Origin of the sequence: Streptomyces griseicoloratus, from assembly GCF_014534645.1 — a bacterium.
Taxonomy (GTDB): domain Bacteria; phylum Actinomycetota; class Actinomycetes; order Streptomycetales; family Streptomycetaceae; genus Streptomyces; species Streptomyces griseicoloratus.
The window spans coordinates 35,971-55,452 of record NZ_JACVQF010000193.1; the positions used below are offsets into that span (position 1 = coordinate 35,971).

6 protein-coding genes are annotated in these 19,482 nt (G+C 74.2%); 1 reads left to right on the plus strand and 5 read right to left on the minus strand.

The window, feature by feature from the left end:
- Nucleotides 1-12: 12 nt before the first annotated feature.
- Nucleotides 13-852, plus strand: coding sequence for an ABC transporter permease (locus H0H10_RS18545; RefSeq protein ID WP_188182118.1), 840 nt, complete (start codon nt 13-15; stop codon nt 850-852).
- A 70-nt stretch (nt 853-922) separates the two neighbouring features.
- Here the strand turns inward: H0H10_RS18545 and H0H10_RS18550 are convergent, their stop codons facing one another.
- The 5 genes from H0H10_RS18550 to H0H10_RS18570 all read right to left on the minus strand — a co-directional run.
- Nucleotides 923-1,246 (minus strand): alpha-amylase inhibitor, encoded by a 324-nt coding sequence (locus H0H10_RS18550; protein WP_188182119.1) that lies wholly within the window; start codon nt 1,244-1,246, stop codon nt 923-925.
- A gap of 145 nt (nt 1,247-1,391) precedes the next feature.
- Nucleotides 1,392-2,504, minus strand: a complete 1,113-nt coding sequence (locus H0H10_RS18555; protein WP_188182120.1) for an NYN domain-containing protein — start codon at nt 2,502-2,504, stop codon at nt 1,392-1,394.
- A 250-nt stretch (nt 2,505-2,754) separates the two neighbouring features.
- Nucleotides 2,755-3,876, minus strand: a complete 1,122-nt coding sequence (locus tag H0H10_RS18560) for a hypothetical protein (protein ID WP_223180076.1) — start codon at nt 3,874-3,876, stop codon at nt 2,755-2,757.
- A gap of 156 nt (nt 3,877-4,032) precedes the next feature.
- Entirely contained in the window at nt 4,033-18,888 is a 14,856-nt protein-coding gene (locus tag H0H10_RS18565; protein WP_188182121.1) for a non-ribosomal peptide synthetase, read from the minus strand.
- The coding region (locus H0H10_RS18570) for a condensation domain-containing protein (protein ID WP_188182122.1) at nt 18,888-19,482 on the minus strand (595 nt) is incomplete at its 5' end. The genes H0H10_RS18570 and H0H10_RS18565, both read right to left, overlap by 1 nt.

Consider the following 19,482-nt stretch of genomic DNA (forward strand, 5'->3'; position numbering starts at 1 on the left):
AGGGATGCCCCCATGACCCTCACCACCGATCAGACAGCGGGGGCCCCGGCCCCCGCACTCACGCGCCCGCTCCGGTACGGCGGGGCCGGCGTGCTCCGGCAGGTCTCCGTGCTGTCGGGGCGCTCGCTGCGGGCGCTGCGCGAGCCGGCGCTGGTGCTGCCGGGCGTCCTGGAGCCGATCCTGATGCTGACCGTGTTCAGCCAGGTCTTCAAGAGCGTCTCGCAGACCTCCGCCTTCCCGGCGGGCGTCAGCTACATCGACTACCTGCTGCCCGCCTTCCTGGTCACCGGTTCCATCAGCGCCGGCCTGAAGTCCGGGGTGGCGCTGACGACCGAGATGAACAACGGGATCATCGCCCGTTTCAAGGCGATGCCCATTCACACGGGGTCGGTCCTGGTCGGCCGGAGCATCGCCGACACCGTGCTGAACTGCGTCAACATGCTGGTGATGCTGGCGGCCGCCGCCCTCGTCTTCGGGTACGGCCCGGACGGCGGGGTGCTCGGCTCGCTCGGCGCGGTGCTGGTCGCGGTGGTGCTCGGCTGGTCGCTCGGCTGGGTGTTCATGGCGCTGTCCGCGTGGGTGCGCAAGCCGGAGGCCCTGCAGCCCATCGGCGGCATCGTGAACATGGTGCTGCTGTTCGCCTCGAACGCGTTCGTGCCGGCCGAGGGACTGCCCGGCTGGCTGAGGGCGTTCGCCGAGGTCAACCCGATGTCGTACGCGATCACCGCGGCCCGCGACCTGGCGCTCGGCGAGCCGAGCACGGCGACCGTGCTGGCCACCCTCGGCACCTGTGTGGTGATCGTGACCGTCACCGCGCCGCTGGCGGTCCGCAGCTTCCGCCGCGCGACCTGACCGACGCGGACACGGCCGGGGCCCGGAACCAGCGACTGGTTCCGGGCCCCGGCGTGCTCCGGGCGGCGGCTCAGCAGGGGATGAGCCCCACGTAGCGGTCGGCGATCCAGAAGGGCTCGCTGGTGCTGACCGTCTGGCCGGGTGCGACGGTGTGGCACTTGTCCGGCACGGACGGCACTCCGCCCTTGCTGTACTCGACGCTCACCTGCTGGGTGGTCGAACAGTTGTTGGTGATCTGCACGGTGATCGTCACCAGGTAGTAGGGCTTGGCCACCACGCAGCTGGGCACGGACGCGGCCGTGTCCGTGCCGGCGGCCTGGGCGGTGCCCTGCACGGCGCCGACCAGCGCGAGCCCGGCCACACCGGCGCCCAATGCGCGGACGATCCTCTTCATTCCCGTTCCTCCATGTCTCTCGTCGGTTCTGCCGTGGGTTCGGCGGACGGAAATCAATTCAACAAGTGCCGGGCATTGCCTCTCCATCGCAGATCAATAAATTGATTTCCGGACACCTGGCGAATCTCCGGAATTGCAACGGGAATCAGCCACGGCCGCAGTGCGCGCAGCCGCCGCGGCGGCGCAGGTGGTAGCCGAAGGTCGCCACGCCCAGGGCGACGCCCCACACCGCCCAGAAGACGGACGGCCCCAGCGTGCCCCACATGTGCGGGTCGAAGTCCCGGATCGCCATCAGGCCGGCCGGGATGAGCACCACGGCCACGACGGACGCGGGCACGACGGCGGTCGCGGGATGGACCGGCCGGCCGCGCTTGAACCACACCCAGCGCGGCCACACCTCTCCCCACCGCGCGATCAGACCGTGCATCAGCAGACTGCCGAGCGTGGACACGACCCCCAGGGCCAGGCCCATCTCCAGCATGTTCGGGGTGTCCTGCATGTCCTTCAGGAACTCGTCGGTGATGCCGAGCGGCCAGCCGAAGTACCAGGCGATCCGGGTGATGTCGTACGGCAGGGTGGAGATGACGGCGGTCCACACCGCCCAGCGGGACCAGCGCAGTGCCGCCGCCGGGTCGGTCCAGGACGCCGCCGCCCGGTCGCCGCGCCCGCAGCGCACGCAACTGCCGCCCGTCCGGCGCTGGTAGGCCAGCGTGGTGGCGATCCAGAGCAGCCCGCCGACGAAGACGATGATCAGGTTGATGCGGTGCCAGTACAGGATGTCGCCGAGGTCCTGCGGCCCCGGGACCCCGGTGAAGACGAACACCAGCAGCACCGGCGAGAACACCAGCAGTCCGAGCAGCGAGTAGTCGGGGATCAGAAAGGTCAGCAGGCCGCCGGCCGTCCAGCCGAACGCGAGCAGCGCACGGCGGGTGCGGCCGGTGCCCCGTCCGCGGACCATCAGCGTCCCGGCGACGGCCCCCACGGCACCGAACACCGCCATCACGGGGGCGACGACCGCGGCGCTGCTCGGCTCCAGGATCGACGAGGAGGAACGGTCCTCGACGGCCTCGGCGAAGGGGTACCCGTCCCCGCCCAGGGCCCAGTACAGGCCCGCGAGGCCGTACAGGACGGACCACACCACGACCAGGCGGCCCGACCAGTCCGGCCACCGGTGCCACCAGCGGCGGCGGGGCGCGGGGTCCTCGGAGTTCTTCGGTGCCCGCAGGCTGTCCGGCTCTTCAACGGCTGTGTCGGCCATGACGGTTGTCCTTCTCCCACCGCTCCCCGCGGGGCGCGGTTCCTGTCGTCGTGGAATCAAGACTGCGGCCCGGGATCCGCTCGGCGCATCTGCCGTTCAGCAGATCCCGGCGGGAATTCCGGCCGATGCGAGAACACGTGAAAAGGCGGCTCCGGGCCCGGCGGGGGAAGACGGGCCCGAAGCCGCCGGTCTGTGAATCAGCGGGTTCGGAAGGGATTTCCTGTCATTGAATCCGGCGCCGGGCAGCCGCTCAAGCACGCATCGACGAATTCGAATCGAGGTGCTGCGCCGGCTGTGCCGCCACGTCCTGCGGCCCACCCCGGCCGCAGCGCTTGCACGCGCCGCGCCGCCGGAAGTAGTAGGCGAGCGTGGCCGCCGCGAGGGCCGCGCCCCACACCGGCCAGATGGTCTCGGGCACGGTGGCGCCCCAGTTCGCCGCCGGGTCCTCGAAGGCCCCCTGGAAGTGCAGGCGGATGTACATGATCCCGGCGGTGGTGACCATGACGGCGACGAGCGAGGCCGGCACGATCGCCAGGGCCGGCGGCACCCGCCTGCCCCGCAGTCCGGGGATCCAGCGCGGGAACACCTCACCCCAGCGCTGCACCAGGCCGAGGGTGAGCAGCGAGCCGAGCGCGCCCATCGTGGCGAGGGCGGAACCGACCAGCCAGAGGTTGTCCTCCTTGCCCTCCTCCCACATCTTGTCGGAGATGCCGAGCGGATAGCCCAGCGCCCAGGCCCAGCGCGTGCTGGCGTACACCAACGGCACGGCGACCGCGGTGTACGCCGCCTTCCTCCCCCAGCGCGCGGCGGACTCCCGCGAGGTCCAGTCGGCCCGCGAGTCCGTCCGCCCGCAGGCGGTACAGGCCCCGGTGGTGCGCCGCTGGTAGGTGACCGCCGACATCGCCATCAGCCCCACGGCGACGACCGCGAACACCTGGTTGATGACGGTCCAGTTGATGGCACTGAACTTCAGCATGAACACGTAGGCCAGGTTGCCGAGGATCCGGAAGTCCGCGATCGCCCCGAGCACCGCGGCGACGGACAGCCCCGTCGCGCCGAGCAGCACCCGGGTCGGGACCCGGCGCCGGCCGGGCAGCGCGAGCAGCACGGCCACCGCGGCACTGAGCAGGAACCCCGCCGCCATCCAGGGCGCGAGCCGGTCCCGGCCGACGTGTTCGAAGGCCGAGTACTCCGGGTTGGCGTCGTCGGCGCCGAACGGGAAGCCCGACCCGCCCAGGGCCCAGTGGACGTGGGCGAGGCCGTAGGCCGTCAGCGCGGCGACGGCCGCCCAGCCGATCAGGGCGGGCCGGCGGCGCGCCCGGTCCCCGGCGCGGGCCGCTCGTCGTAAGGGCGCGTTCTCCACCCGTGTCATGGCGCCTGCCTCTCCTTCGGTCGTTGCGTGTCCAGCATGGCTCGCGGTGGTCCGCCGCCACATCTGCCGATCGGCAGATCCGCCCGGTGCGGCCCGGGCAGCGCGCGGGCCCGGCTGCCGTGGTGGTACGGAGCCGGGCCCGGTGGTGCGGGGTGGTCAGCGCCCGCGGAGCCGGTCGTTCAGGGCACGGCCGATCTCGGCGACGGGCCCGGCCTGGAGCAGCTGGCGGTGCTCGCAGTCGACCTCGCGGACCTCCACCGCACCTGTGACGAAGCGGCTGAGGCGGGCCACCGACCGTGCGGTCTTGTCCTCGGGGTGGTCCTCGTCCCGGGTGGCCACGAACAGCAGGACATCGCCGTCGAAGACGCCGGGTTCGAAACCGATCGTCAGGTGCCAGTTGTTGTTGTTCACCGCGCCGATCCGCATGATGTGCTCCTCGTCGAAGGTGGCGAGGGCGCTGCCCTCCTCGCGGAGCACCGCCATCACCTCCTCGTGCCGCAGCGGACCGTCCCCGAACATCCCCGGGTCGCGGCCGACGAAGTCCAGCAGGGCCAGCAGGACCTTCTGCTCGTCGGCCTCGGTGTACTCGCCGTCGAGGTCCTCGGCGCTCATCGGCACCTGGTCGAGGTTGGCGAGCAGGGCGACCTCCTGTCCCTGCTGCCGGAGCCGGACGGCGACCTCGTGGGCGAGGATCGCGCCCATCGACCACCCGAGGAGGTGGTACGGGCCGGACGGCTGGACCTCGCGGATGCGCGCCACGTAGTCGTCCGCCATCTCCGGCACCGAGCGAGGCAGCGGCTCGTCCCGGGCGAGTCCGCGGGCCTGGATGCCGTACACGGGGTGCGAGCCGTCCACGTACCTCAGCAGACCGGAGTACATCCAGCTGACCCCGCCCACCGGGTGCAGGCAGAACAGCGGGGCCGCCTCTCCCCCGTCGCGCAGGGTGAGGACCACCTCGAAGGAGTCGTCCGGCCGGCTGCCGGCCCCCATCAGGTCCAGCAGGGACGCCACCGTCGGGGCCTGGAACAGGGCCCGGTTGGACAGGTCCACACCGAGGACGGACCGGATCCGGCTGGTGAGCTGGAGCGAGATGATGCTGTCGCCGCCGAGTTCGAAGAAGTTGTCGTCGATGCCCACCCGGTCCAGCTTCAGCAGCTCCGCCCACAGCCGGCACAGCAGCTCCTCGCGCGGGTTGCGCGGCCCGCGGCCGCTGCCGGACGGACCGAAGTCCGGGGCGGGCAGCGCCGTGCGGTCGACCTTGCCGTTGGTGTTCAGCGGCAGTTCGGGAAGTGCCACGAACGCGGCCGGGACCATGTAGTCCGGCAGCCGCCGCGCCATCTGCTCACGCAGGCCAGCGGTGTCCGCGCCGGGCACCGGCACGACGTACGCCACCAGCTGCTTGCTGCCGGGCCGGTCCTCGCGGACCGTCACCAGGCTGCGGGACACCTGCGGCTGGTCCTGCAGGACGGTCTCGATCTCGCCGAGCTCGATGCGCAGGCCCCGGATCTTCACCTGGTGGTCGGCGCGCCCGACGAACTCGATGCGTCCTTCGGCGTCCCAGCGCACCACGTCGCCGGTGCGGTACATCCGCCCGCCGGCCGGGCCGAACGGGTCGGCGACGAAGCGCTCCGCGGTCAGCCCCGGGCGGTCCACGTAACCGCGCGCCGTGCCCGCCCCGGACAGGTACAGCTCGCCCGCCACGCCGACCGGGACGGGCCGCAGCCGGTCGTCCAGGACGTGGGCCCGCATGTTGTCCATCGGCCGCCCGACGGGGATGCTGCGCCCGGTGCGGTACGGGGCGCGCAGCGGCAGGCAGGTGGCGTACACCGTGGTCTCCGTCGGGCCGTAGACGTGCACCACCTCGGTGTCGGGGCAGGCGTCCAGGACGCGCTGGAAGGCGGCCGGGGAGACCTGCTCGCCGCCGGTCCAGATCTCGCTGAGCGGGGCGAAGCAGGCCGGGTCCTCCTCGGCGAGCAGGTTGAACAGCGCCGTGGTCATGAAGGCCGCGGTCAGCCGCTCCTCCCCGGCAAGCCGGCGCAGCCCGGCCGCGTCCAGCTGCCCGGGCGGCGCCACGACGAGCTGCCCGCCGCCCAGGAGGGTGGCCCAGATCTCGTACGTCGAGGCGTCGAAGGCGTGCGGCGAGTGCATCAGGACCCGCTCGTGACCGCTGCGCCAGCGGGTGTCGGCGGCCAGCGCGACCACATTGGCGTGGGTGATCCCGATGCCCTTCGGCCGGCCGGTCGAACCGGAGGTGTACATGATGTAGGCCAGCTCGTCGGGGTGGCGCGGCCCGCCCGGCGGCGGACCGGCCGGACCGTCGTCGTGGCCGTCGGCCTCCAGGTCGGCCCGCAGCACCTGCGCGGTGTGCCTGAACTCCACGCCGGACAGGGCCTCGTCGGTGAGCAGGACGGCGCAGCCCGTCTCCGCGACGATGTGCTCCAGGCGCGGCACCGGGTAGCGCACGTCGAGCGGGACGTAGGCGGCACCCGCCTTGAGGACGGCGAGCGTGGCGACCACCAGATGGACCGAGCGTTCCTGGAGGATCGCGACCCGGTCGCCGGGGCCGACCCCGGCGGCCGCGAGCCGGCGGGCCAGCCGGCCGGCCCGCGCGTCCAGTTCGGCGTAGCCGAGGGTGATCCCGCCTCCGGTGACGGCCGGTGCGCCGGGCAGCTCGGCCGCCCGCTCCTCGAACAGCGACACGATCGTCCCGCCCGGCAGTTCCCGGCCGGTGTCGTTGGCTTCCGCCAGCAGGGACCGCTCGTGCGGCGACAGCAGGTCGACGTCGGCGATGCTGCCGGCGGGGTCGGCGACGACCGCGGCGAGCAGCCGGGTCAGACGATCCGCGAACGCTTCGGCGGTGGCACGGTCGAACAGCGCGCTGTTGTACTCCAGTTCGCCGCCGATGCCGCTCGTGCCGCCGTCGCGGGGCACCTCCCCGAACGAGAAGGACAGGTCGAACTTGGCGATGTCCGCCGAGGTCGGCTGCGGTGCCAGGGTGAGGCCGGGCAGCTCCAGCCGGGCCTCCTCGTTGTTCTCCAGGCTGATCGCCACCTGGAACAGCGGGTTGCGGCCGAGCACCCGCGGCGGATTGAGCTCCTCGACCAGCCGCTCGAAGGGCACGTCCTGGTTGCTGAACGCGGCGAGGTCGGCCGCGCGCACCCGGTCCACCAGTTCCCGGAAGCCGGGGGCACCGCTCAGGTCGGTGCGCAGCACCAGGGTGTTGACGAAGAAGCCGACCAGATCGTCGAGGGCCTCGTCGCCGCGGCCCGCGACGACGGTGCCGACCGGGATGTCGGTGCCGGCGCCGAGCCGGTGGAGCAGGGCCGCGACCGCGGCGTGCAGCACCATGAACAGGCTCGCGCCGCTCTCCGACGCCAGCCGGTGCACGCCCTCGGCCACCGCGTCGGGCAGTACCAGCGGCACACGGCCGCCGTGGCTGGCCGCGTCCGCGGGCCGGGGCCGGTCCACGGGGAGTTCCAGTTCCTCGGGGAGTCCGGCCAGCGCGGTGCGCCAGTGCTGCAGCTGCCGGCCGAACGGGCTGTCCGGGTCGCCCTCGTCGCCGAGGACCCGGCGCTGCCACAGCGCGTAGTCGGCGTACTGCACGGGAAGCGGCCCGAACCCGGGTGCGCGGCCCGCCCGTCGGGCGGCGTACGCGGTGCCGAGGTCGCGGGCGAGCGGCGCCAGGGAGGAGCCGTCGGCCGCGATGTGGTGCAGCACGAGGTCGAGCACGTGCTCGCGCGGGGCGAGGCGCAGCAACCGGGCCCGCAGCGGCAGGCCGGCGGCCAGGTCGAAGGCGTACGCCGCCGACTCGGCGAGCGCGTCGCCCAGTTCGTCCTCGGTGACCGTGCGGGTCTCCAGTTCGCAGGCGGCCTCGCCGGCGTCGAGCACCCGCTGGTGGGGCGCGCCGCCCTCGGCGGGGAAGACGGTGCGCAGCGTCTCGTGACGCTCCACCACGTCGCTCAGGGCCGCCTGGAGGGCGGGCACGTCCAGGTCGCCGAGCAGCCGGACGGCCAGCTGGATGTTGTAGGAACCGGCCGTGTCCTCCACCGAGTCGATGAACCACAGCCGGCGCTGCTGGTGGGAGAGCGGCACACGGGCCGGCCGTTCGGCCGGGGCGAGCCGCAGCCGGGCGGTCTCGGCCTCACCGAGCCGGGTGGCGAGCGCGGCGACGGTCGGCGCCTCGAACACGGCCCGTACCGGCACCTCGGCGCCCAGCGCTCCGCGGATCCGGTTGACCAGCCGGGTGGCCAGCAGCGAGTGTCCGCCCAGGTCGAAGAAGCCGTCGTCGATGCCGACCTCGGGCACCCCGAGGACGTCGGCGAACAGGGCGCACAGCGTCTCCTCCCGTGCGTCGCGCGGGGCGCGGCGCTCCGCGGAGCCGCCGAGCTCCGGTGCGGGCAGGGCCCTGCGGTCCACCTTGCCGTTGGCGGTCAGCGGCAGCGCGTCCAGGAGCTGCAGCGACGACGGCACCATGTAGTCCGGGAGTTCCGCGGCGAGGTACTCCTTCAGTTCCCCTGGCTCGACGGGGGCCGCCGCGACGACGTACCCGGCCAGGCGCTTGTCACCGGGCCGGTCCTCGCGGACGACGACGGCGGCCTGGGCGACGGCCGGGTGGCGGCCGAGGCGGTCCTCGATCTCGCCGGGTTCGATGCGGAAGCCGCGCAGCTTGACCTGCTCGTCGACGCGGCCCGCGAACTCCACGACGCCCTCGCCCGTCCAGCGGGCCAGGTCTCCGGTGCGGTACAGCCGGGAGCCGGCCGGACCGAACGGGTCGGCCACGAACCGCTCGGCGGTCGTGCCCGGCCGGCCCGTGTAGCCGCGGGCGAGCCCCGCACCGCCGATGTACAGCTCGCCGACGACGCCGACGGGGACCGGGCGCAGCGCGCCGTCCAGGACGTACACGCGCATGTTGTCCAGCGGCCGTCCGATGGGTATCCGGGCGGGCACCGGGGCGTCGGTGGCCAGCGCGTGGGACAGCGCGAACGTGGTGGACTCGGTGGGGCCGTAGCCGTCCACGACGACGGTGTCCGGGCAGGCCTCGCGCACCCTGCGCACGGCGGCGGCCGGTACGGCGTCGCCGCCGGTCCACACCTCGCGCACGCCCGCCAGGCTGTGCGGTGCCTCCTCGGCGACCAGGCGGAACAGCCCGGCGGTGAGCCACAGGGCGGTGACGTCGTGGGCGGTGAGGAGCCGGCCGAGGCCGGCCACGTCCAGGTCCGCGGGCGGGGCGACGACGACCGTGCCGCCGTTCAGCAGCGGCACCCACAGCTCGTAGGTGGACGCGTCGAACGCCGTCGGGGAGTGCAGCAGCACCCGCTGGTGCGCGCCGCCCTGCCAGCGCCGGTCCGCGGCCAGCTCGACGATGTCCCGATGGGTGATCTCCACGCCCTTGGGCACGCCGGTCGAGCCGGAGGTGTACATCACGTACGCCAGCTGCTCCGGCAGGACGGTGCGCCGCGGGGCGGCGCCCGGTGCGTCCTCGTGCGCGCCGGCCACGGGGATGCCGAGCCGGGCCGCCCGGTCCGCGAGGGCGGCGTCGGTGACCACCACGGGTGCGCCGGTGGCGGTGACGACCTGCTGCTGCCGGGCGAGCGGGTCGCGCTCGCGCAGCGGCACGTAGGCGCCGCCGGCCTTGAGGACGGCGAGCAGGGCCACGGGCAGGTCGGCGGAGCGCTCCATCAGCACGGCGACCGGGGTCTCGGGGCCGACACCGAGGCCGGCCAGCCGGCCGGCGAGCCGGTCGGAGCGTTCGTCCAGCTCCCGGTGGGTGAGCGTCACGTCGCCGAAGACGACGGCCGGGGCGTCGGGAGTGCGCTCCGCGCGGGCCCGCAGCAGTTCGGGCACGGACTGCCCGGGCACGTCGGCCGCGGTGTCGTTCCACTCCACGAGCAGGGTGTGGCGCTCGGCCGCGGTCAGGGTCTCCAGGGAGTCGACGCGCCGGCCGGGGTCGTCGGCGAACGTCTCCAGCAGGCCGCGCAGCCGCTCGCCGAGGGCGCGGGCGGTGTCGTCGTCGAACAGGTCGGGCCGGTAGTCGATCCGCAGGGTCAGGGCCGTGCCGTTGTCCGCGGTGCCGAGCGCGAGCGGATAGTGCGTGCCGTCCTGGATGCGGGCGTCGACGATGCCGAGGCCCTCCGCGGTCTCCTCCAGGTTCTCCTTGTCGACGGGGTAGTTGCTGAACTCGGTGGAGGTGTCGAACAGTGCCTGGGTGCCGGTGATGCGCTGGATGTCGGTCAGGCCGAGGTACTTGTGCGGCAGCAGCCCGTACTGCTGCTCCTGCAGCCGGGTGACCACGTCGAGCAGCGAGTCGCCGCGCTCGATGCGCACCCGTACCGGCAGGGTGTTGATGAACAGGCCCACCATGGTCTCGACGCCGGGCAGTTCGGCGGGGCGGCCGTTGACGGTCTCGCCGAACAGGACGTCGTCGCGGCCGGTGAGCCCGGCCAGCAGCAGGCCCCAGGCGGCCTGGACGACGGTGTTCTTGGTGACGCCGTGGCGGCGGGCCGCGGCGGTGAGCGCGGTGGTGGCCCGCTGCGACAGGGTCAGTTCGCGGACGCGGGGGCGCATCGGTTCGCGGGCCGGGTCGGCGGGCGCGACCAGGGTGGGCTCGTCCACGCCGGCCAGGGCGTCGCGCCAGGCCTCCTCGGCGGCGGCCCGGTCCTGTCCGGCGAGCCAGGCGAGGTACTCCTTGTACGGGGTCACGGGCGGCAGGGCCGTGACGTCCCCGCCGTTGCGGTAGAGCTCGAAGAGGTCACCGATCAGGACGGGGCCCGACCAGCCGTCGAACAGGATGTGGTGGCTGGCCAGCAGCAGCCGGTGGGTCTCGGGGCCGGTGCGGACCAGGGTGAAGCGCAGCAGCGGCGGGGTGCGCGGGTCGAACCGCTCGGCGGGCGCCTCGGCGGTGATCCGTTCGAGTTCCCGCTCGCGCGTGCCGGGGTCGAGGGCGCTGAGGTCCACCTCCCGCCAGGGCACCTCGACGTCGCGCGGGATGACCTGGAGGGACTGACCGGTGGCGCCGGGGCGGAAGGCCGCGCGCAGGTTGTCGTGCCGGCGCAGCAGCGCGCCGGCGGCGTCCCGCAGGCGGGCGGGCTCCAGGGGGCCGCGCAGGTCGAAGGCGAACAGCGTGGTGTAGATGTCGGCGCCGCGCTCGTCGTAGAGCCCGTGGAAGAGCAGGCCCTCCTGGAGCGGGGAGAGCGGCAGGACGTCGGCCAGGCCGTCGGTGGCCGCTTCCAGGCGGTCGATCTCGTCCTGGTCGACGGTGACCAGGCTCAGGTCGGAGGGGCTCAGGCCGCCGGTGCCGGTGGCCGACCCGGCGTGGTCGACCAGGGCGCGCAGCGCCCGGAACCAGCTCTCGGCGAGGTCGCGCACGTCGTCGTCGGAGAACAGCTCCCCGGCCCAGATCCAGGTGGCGGTCAGGCGGGGGCCGTCGGGGTGGGTGACGGCGGTGGCGGTGACGTCGAGGGCGTGCGGCAGGGCCATGGCGGCCTCGGCGACGCCGGACAGGTCGCGGTTGACCTCGGGCTCGGTGGTGCCGGGTTCCTCGGCGGTGCCGAGGCGGCCGAGGTAGTTGAACCCGATCTGGGGCTGCGGGTAGCGGGCGAGGACCTGGGTGGTCTGCGGGTTGAGGTGACGCAGCAGGCCGTAGCCCATGCCGTTGTCGGGCAGGGCGCGCAGCTGCTCCTTGATCCGCTTCAGGGCCGTGCCCGCCGCCGGTCCGCCCGACCACAGCTCCTCGTCGGGGAGCGGGCCCGGATCGAGGCGCAGCGGATGCAGGCTGGTGAACCAGCCGACGGTGCGGGACAGGTCCACGCCGTCGGTGATCTCCTCGCGGCCGTGGCCCTCCAGGTCGATCAGGACGTCGGTGCCGGTGCCCCGCCCGGTGCGCCGGCGCCAGTCGGCGACGGCGACGGCGAGCGCCGTCAGCAGCACGTCGTTGATGCCGGCGTGGAACCGCGCCGGGACGGGGCCGAGGAGCGGCCGGGTGTACTCGGCGGGCAGGCGCAGGGTCAGCTGTGCGGCGGTGCCGAAGGTGTCCCGCGCCGGGTCCAGCGGGCGGGGTGTCAGCATCGGGTCGGGGCCGTCCAGGACGTCCCGCCACAGCGCCAGTTCGCTCATCCGCTCCGGCTGCGCGGCCAGTTCCGTCAGGCGCCGGGCCCAGCCGCGGAAGGAGGTCCCGACGGGCTCCAGGGTGACGCTGCGGCCGGCCGTCACGGCCTGAAGGGCGGCCTCCAGGTCGGGCAGCAGGATGCGCCAGGACACGCCGTCGACGGCGAGGTGGTGGATCACGAGGGTGAGGGTGCCGGGGGCGTCGGTGCCCGCGTCGAACCAGACGCAGCGCACCATCGCGCCGGCCTCGGGGTCGAGCCGCGACTGGGCCGCGGTGGTCTCCGCGACGGCGCGGGCGTCGAGTTCGGCCTCGTCGAGTCCGGCGGCGAGCAGGGCCGCGGCGTCGACCCGGTGGACGCAGTCCTCGGCGCGTACGGTGCCGGGCGGGGCGATCTCCAGGGACCAGCCGAAGTCGGCGCCGAGCCGGGACAGGCTCATGCGCAGCGCGTCGTGGTGGTCGAGCACGGCCTGCAGGGCGGCGGTGAGGGCGGCGGCGTCCGTGCCCGGCGGGAGGGGCAGCGACATGGTCTGGTTGAAGCGGTCGATGGAGCCGCCGCGTTCCCGGATCCAGTGGATGATCGGGGTCAGCGGCACGTCACCGACCCCGTCGGAGGGCTCGGCGGCATCCGCCGCGGGCTCCTCCTCGCGGCCCAGCAGCAGTTCGGCGAGGGCCTGCGGGGTCCGGTGGACGAACACGTCGCGCGGGCTGAAGGCGAGTCCGGCGCGGCGGGCGCGGCTGACCAGCTGGATGGAGCTGATGCTGTCGCCGCCGGCGGCGAAGAAGCTCTCCGCCACGTCGATCCGTTCGACGCCGAGGACCTCCGCGAACAGCGTGCACAGCGTCGCCTCGGTGTCGTTGAGCGGCTCGCGGGTGAGTGCGGCGGGGGCGGCCTCCGGCTCGGGCAGGGCCTTGCGGTCGAGCTTGCCGTTGACGGTCAGCGGCAGCGCGTCGAGCGGGATGCACAGGGCGGGCACCATGTGTGCCGGGAGCGCGGCGGCGACGTGCGCGGTCAGCGCCTCCGGGTCGGGCGTCCGGCCGTCCGCGCCGACGACGTAGGCGACCAGGCGCTTGACCGCGGGCTGCGTCTCGTGGACGACGACCACGGCTCGCTCGACGTCGGGGTGGCGGGCCAGCACCGTCTCGATCTCGCCGAGTTCGATGCGGACGCCGCGGATCTTGACCTGCTGGTCGTCGCGGCCGACGAAGTCGAGCGTGCCGTCGGCACGGCGGCGCACCATGTCCCCGGTCCGGTACATGCGCGCGCCGGGCGGGCCGAACGGGTCGGCGACGAACCGCTCGGCGGTGAGCGCGGCCCGGCGCAGATAGCCGCGGGCCAGCGCGCCTCCGGACAGGTACAGCTCACCGGCGGTGCCCGGCGGGACCAGCCGCAGCGCGGCGTCCAGCACGTAGGCGCGGCTGCCGGGCACCGGCCGGCCGATGGGCGGAGTGCCGTTGCCGGGGGCGAGCGGCTCGGACAGGGTGGTGGCCACGGTCGCCTCGGTGGGGCCGTAGGCCACGACGAAGCGCCGGCCGCGGCTCCACCGGTCCACGAGGTCGGTGGGCACGGTGTCGCCGCCGACGGCCAGGCTGCGCAGTCCGGGCACGGCCTCCGGCGAGAGGGTGGCGAGGACGGCCGGCTGGATCTGCAGGTGGGTCACCCCGCGGCCGGCCAGGATGCCGGCCAGCGGGTCGCCGGCGAGCGGGCCCGGCTCGGGCACCACGAGGGCGGCACCGGCGAGCAGGGTCATGCACAGCTCCATCACCGAGGCGTCGAAGCTCGGCGAGGCGTACTGCAGGACCCGGCTGTCCGGGGTGACGTCGAACCGCTCGTGCTCGGCGGCGGCGAAGTCGGCGAGCCCGCGGTGGGTGACGACCACGCCCTTGGGCACGCCGGTGGAGCCGGACGTGTAGATGACGTACGCCGGGTGGTCCACGCGCAGCGGGGCCACCCGGTCGGCGTCGGTGACGGCGGTGCCGGGCAGGCGGTCCAGCCGTGCGGCGACGTCCGCGTCGTCGAGGACGGTGATGTGCGCGACGGCCCCTTCGGGCACGGCGGCACGGTGGGCCGCGGTGGTCAGGACCGCGCCGGGCCTGGCGTCGCGGAACATGAACGCGATGCGGTCGGCCGGGTACTCGGGGTCCACGGGCAGGTAGGCGGCGCCGGACTTGAGCACGGCGAGCTGGGCGACCACGGACTCCACGGAACGGCCGAGGACCAGCGCCACGGTCTGCTCCGGGCCGGCGCCCTGCGCCACGAGCAGCCGCGCGAGGCGGTTGGCGCGCTCGTCCAGTTCCGCGTAACCGAGCCGGAGCCCGGGGGCGTCCACGGCGAGGGCGCCGGGGGCGGCGGCGACCCGGGCGGCGAACAGCTCGGGGAACGTGGCGGGTCGCGCCGGGGCGCCCGCCGGCGTTCCCGGGGCGGTCATGACGGCGCGTTCGGCCGGGGAGACCAACTCCAGGCCGGCGAGCGGGCGGGCGGGGTCGGCGACGAAGGCCCGGAGCAGCCGCAGCACCCGGTCCGCGACGGCCTCGACGTCGGCGTGGGCGAACAGGTCGGGCCGGTACTGCCACGTCATGCTCATCCGGGTGCCGCGCAGGGCGACGCCCAGCGCCAGCGGGTAGTGCATGGCGTCGTGCACCTGGGCGTCGACCACGCCGAGCTCCTGCGCGGAGGACTCCAGGGTCTCGAAGTCGACGGGGTAGTTCTCGAAGACGAGCACGGTGTCGAAGAGTTCGCCGAGGCCGGCGAGCCGCTGCACCTCGGCCAGGCCCAGGTGCTGGTGGGCGAGCAGGCCGGCCTGCTGGGTCTGGACCCGCCGCAGCAGGGTGAGCAGCGTGTCGTCGCGCCGTGCGGCGATCCGCACCGGCAGCGTGTTGATGAACAGGCCGATCATCTTCTCCACGCCGGGCAGCTCCGGCGGGCGGCCGGAGACGGTGGCGCCGAACACGACGTCCTCGCGGCCGGTGAGCGCGCCGAGCACCATGCCCCACGCGCCCTGCACCAGGGTGTTGACCGTCAGCCCGTGCTCGCGGGCGCGGGCCACGAGGTCCGCCGCGAAGGACTCGGGCAGCTCCGTCTGCAGCCGCTCGGGGGCGACGGGGTCGCGGTCCTGGGCCTCGGCCGCGAGCAGGGTCGGCTCGTCGAGGCCGGCCAGGGCGGAGCGCCAGGCCTCCTCGGAGGCCGTGCGGTCCTGGGCGGCGAGCCAGGCGAGGTAGTCCTTGTACGGCACCGGCCGGGGCAGCCCGGCGGGGTCCCCACCGCGTCCGTACAGCTCGAACAGCTCGCCCACCAGCAGCGGCAGGGACCAGCCGTCCAGCGCGATGTGGTGGACGGTCAGGACGAACCTGTGCCGCTGTTCGCCGAGCCGGACCAGGGTGCAGCGCAGCAGGGGCGGGCTGCCGAGGTCGAAGCGCCGTCCGCGGTCGGCGGAGAGCAACCGGGCCAGCTCCTCGTCCTGGGCGGCGCCGGACAGGTGGCTCAGGTCGGCCTCCGCCCAGGGCAGTTCGGCCTCGGCCGGGACGACCTGGAGGGGTTCGCCGGAGGCGCCGGTGACGAAGCAGGCCCGGAGGTTGTCGTGGCGGCGCAGCAGGACCTCGGCCGAGCGGCGCAGCACGCCGGTGTCCACCGGTCCGTCCAGGGCGAGCGCCGACTGGATGGTGTAGACGTCGGAGACCGTGTCGTCGTAGAGGCCGTGGAAGTGCAGGCCGCGCTGGAGCGGCGACAGCGGCAGGACGTCGGCGAGGCCGCCGGGTGCGGCGGACAGCCGGTCGATCTCGTCCTGGGTGACGGTGACCAGGGGCAGGTCGGAGGGGGTGAGGCCGCCCGCACCGGGCCGGACGGCGTGTGCGCCGAGGGCCTCCAGCGCCGCGAACCACAGCCGGGCGACCTCCCGGACCTCGTCCTCGCTCAGCAGCTCGCCGGACCAGGTCCAGGAGGCGGTCAGCCGGGGGCCCTCGGGGTGGTCGACGGTGGCGGCGTTGAGCTCCAGGGTGTAGCCGAGCGGCATTCCGGCGTCGCCGGCGCCGGTGAGGTCGCGCACCCGCACGGTGTCGGCGGCGGCCTGTTCGGCGGGGTCGGCGGTGCCCATGCGGCCGAGGTAGTTGAAGCCGATCTGCGGCTCGGGGCGGCCGGCCAGCTCGGGGGCGGTGCCGGGGTTCAGGTGGCGCAGCAGGCCGTAGCCGATGCCCTTGTCGGGGATGGCCCGCAGCTGCTCCTTGACCGTCTTGAACGCGGCGCCGAGGGCGGGTCCGCCGCTGAACAGTTCATCGGTGTCGTGTGCGCCGGGATCGACGGCGACCGGGTAGAGGCTGGTGAACCAGCCGACCGTGCGGGACAGGTCGGCGCCCGGCACGATCTCCTCACGGCCGTGTCCCTCCAGACCGACGAGGACGGCGCTGCCGTCGCCGCGGCCCCGCTCCCGCCGCCAGCGGGCGACCGCCAGCGCCAGCGCGGTGAGCATGGCCTCCTCGGGACCGGCGTGGAACCGGGCGGGCACCGGGCCGAGCAGCGCCTCGGTGGCGGCGGCGGGCAGGACCGCCGTGAGCCGGCGGGCCACGCCCAGGGTGTCGCGGGCGGGGTCGGTGCGCCGGTCGGCGAGCAGCGGGTCGTCGGTGTCCAGCACGGCGCGCCACAGGTCGAGCTCGGCGGTACGACGCTCGCTCAGCGCCTCCTGCCGCAGCTCCCGCGCCCAGCGCCGGAAGGAGGTGCCCACCGGTTCGAGGCGGACGGCGGTGCCGGTGCGTGCGGCGTCGAGTGCCGCCTCAAGGTCCGGCAGCAGGATGCGCCAGGACACGCCGTCGACGGCGAGATGGTGCACCACGAGGGCGAGCCGGCCCTCGGCGGCGGGACCGGCGTCCAACCAGACGGCCTGCACCATGCGGCCCTCGGCCGGTGCCAGCCGCGCCGTGGCGGCCCGGACCTGCGCGGCCTCGTCGTCCTCGCCGGCGGGGACGTGCCGGTGGACGCAGGTCTCGGCGCGGACCGCGCCCCGCTCGGCGACCTCCAGGCTCCAGTGGCCGTCCGGGGTCCGGCCGAGCCTGAGGCGCAGCGCGTCGTGGTGGTCGAGCAGCGCCTGCACGGCGGCCCGTACGTGCGCCTCGTCGAGACCGGCCGGCACGGGCACGGTCATGGTCTGGTTGAACGCGTCGACCGGGCCGCCGTGGCTCTCCTGCCAGTGCATGATCGGGGTGAGCGGCACCGGGCCGATGCCGTCGTCCGGGCCGTTCTCCGGCGTGGCCTCGGCCGCGCCGGCGGTCCCGGCCAGCGCGGCGAGGCGGGCGACCGTGCGGTGCTCGAAGATCTCCCGCAGGCTGAGGGCGATGCCCTCCTTGCGGGCGCGGTGGGCCAGCTGGATGGAGCTGATGGAGTCTCCGCCGCGCTCGAAGAAGCTGTCGTGCACGGAGACCGACTCGACGCCCAGCACCTCGGCGAACAGCCGGCACAGCAGCGCTTCGCGTTCCGCGTCGGCGCCGCCCGCCCCTGCCGCCTGCGCGCCCTGCTCCGGGGCGGCGGGTCCGGGGGCGGCGGGCTCGGTCCGTCCCGCGCGGAGCAGCCGTGCGCGGTCGGCGGCGGTGAACGTGCCGACGGTGCCCACCGGCCGGTGTGGGTCGGTGGCGAAGGCGGTCAGTACGGCGATCAGCCGGTCCAGGATCTCCTGCCCGGCGCCCTCGGTGAACAGGTCGGGGCGGTGGTCCAGGCGCACGGTCATGCGGTCGCCGCGGACGGTGCCCTCCAGGTTGAGGGCGTAGTGCGTGGCGTCCCGGGTCGTGGCGGCGACGGCACCGATGCCCTCGGCGGAGTCCTGGAGCGAGTCGGTGTCGACCGGGTAGTTGGCGAAGATCGTGATGGCGTCGAAGAGCGGCCCTGCGCCGAGCAGTTGCTGGATCTCGGAGAGCCCCAGGTGCTTGTGGGCGAGCAGGTCCGCCTGACCGTCCTGCAGCGCCCGCACCTGCTCGCCGAGGGTGAGGGCGGGGTCCAGGCGCAGCCGCACGGGCAGCGTGTTGATGAACAGGCCGATCATCTTCTCCACGCCGGGAAGCTCCGGCGGGCGACCGGAGACGGTCTCGCCGAAGACGACGTCGTCGCGGCCGGTCAGCCCGCCCAGGACCATGCCCCAGGCGGTCTGGAACACGCTGTTGAGGGTCAGTCCGAGCGAGCGGGCCCGCTCCGTCAGCGCCGTGGTCAGGGCGGGGCCGACGTCCTTGATCAGGGTCACCGGCAGGGCGCTGCCCGCGCCGGCGCCGGCCACGAGCGTGGGCTCGGCCCCGTCGAGCGCCTGCTTCCAGGCGAGTTCGGCGGCGCCCCGGTCCTGCCGGGCGAGCCAGCCCAGGTAGTCCTTGTACGGCACGACCGGCGGCAGGGCCGAGGTGTCCCCGCCGGCCGTGTACAGCGTCATCAGCTCGCCGAGCACCAGCGGCATGGACCAGCCGTCCAGCAGGATGTGGTGGGCGGTGAGGACGAACCGGTACTCCTTCTCCGCCAGCTTGACCAGCGAGAACCGCAGCGGGGGGCGGCTGAGGTCGAAGCGGCGGGTGCGGTCGGCGTCCAGCAGGCGTTGCAGCGCCTCCTCCCGCTCGTGACCGGGCAGTCCGCTCAGGTCGGTCTCGGACCAGTCGGGGTCCGCGTCGCGCAGGACGACCTGTACCGGCTCGCCGCTCTTGCGGTTGCGGAACGAGGCGCGCAGGTTGTCGTGCCGGCCGAGGACGGCCGTCACGGCGGCCCGCAGGGCGGCGGTGTCCAGGTCGCGGCGCAGGTCGAGCGCCATCTGGATGACGTAGACGTCCTCGCCCCGCGTCCCGTCCCGGTCCCCGTCCTCGTAGAGGGCGTGGAAGAGCATGCCCTTCTGGAGCGGGGACAGCGGCCAGATGTCGACGAATCCAGGCTTCGTCACCGTGCTGTTTCCTTCCATCAGCTCAGATCACTCTCGAATTCATCGATCTCGTCCTGCGACAGCTGCAGCAGGTCCACGTCGGACGGGGTGAGGCCGCCGGCCTCGGGGCGCTCGGCGCACTGCGCGAGCGCTGTCAGTTCCCGGAACCACAGGTCCGCCAGGTCGCCGATCTCCTGTTCGGTGAACAGGGCGCCGGGCCAGGACCAGATGGCGACGAGGTGCACCCCGTCGGGGCGGTCCTGGGCGACCGCGCTCAGTCCCAGGGCGTGGGTGAGGGGCCGTTGCTCGTGCCCGCCGCTGCCGAGGGTCTCGGTGGCCTCCGGCGGTGCGGCCCAGTCCTCGGCGCGTTCGGCGGCCGTGCCGGCGGCTTCGAACCGGCCGAGGTAGTTGAAGCCGATCTGCGGTTCGGGGCGGCCGGCGAGTTCGGGGGCGGTGCCGGGGTTGAGGTGGCGCAGCAGGCCGTAGCCGATGCCCTTGTCGGGGACGGCGCGCAGCTGCTCCTTGACCGTCTTGAGGGCGGTGCCGGGGTCGGTGTCGTGTGCGCCGGGGTCGACGGCGACCGGGTAGAGGCTGGTGAACCAGCCGACCGTGCGGGACAGGTCGGCGCCCGGC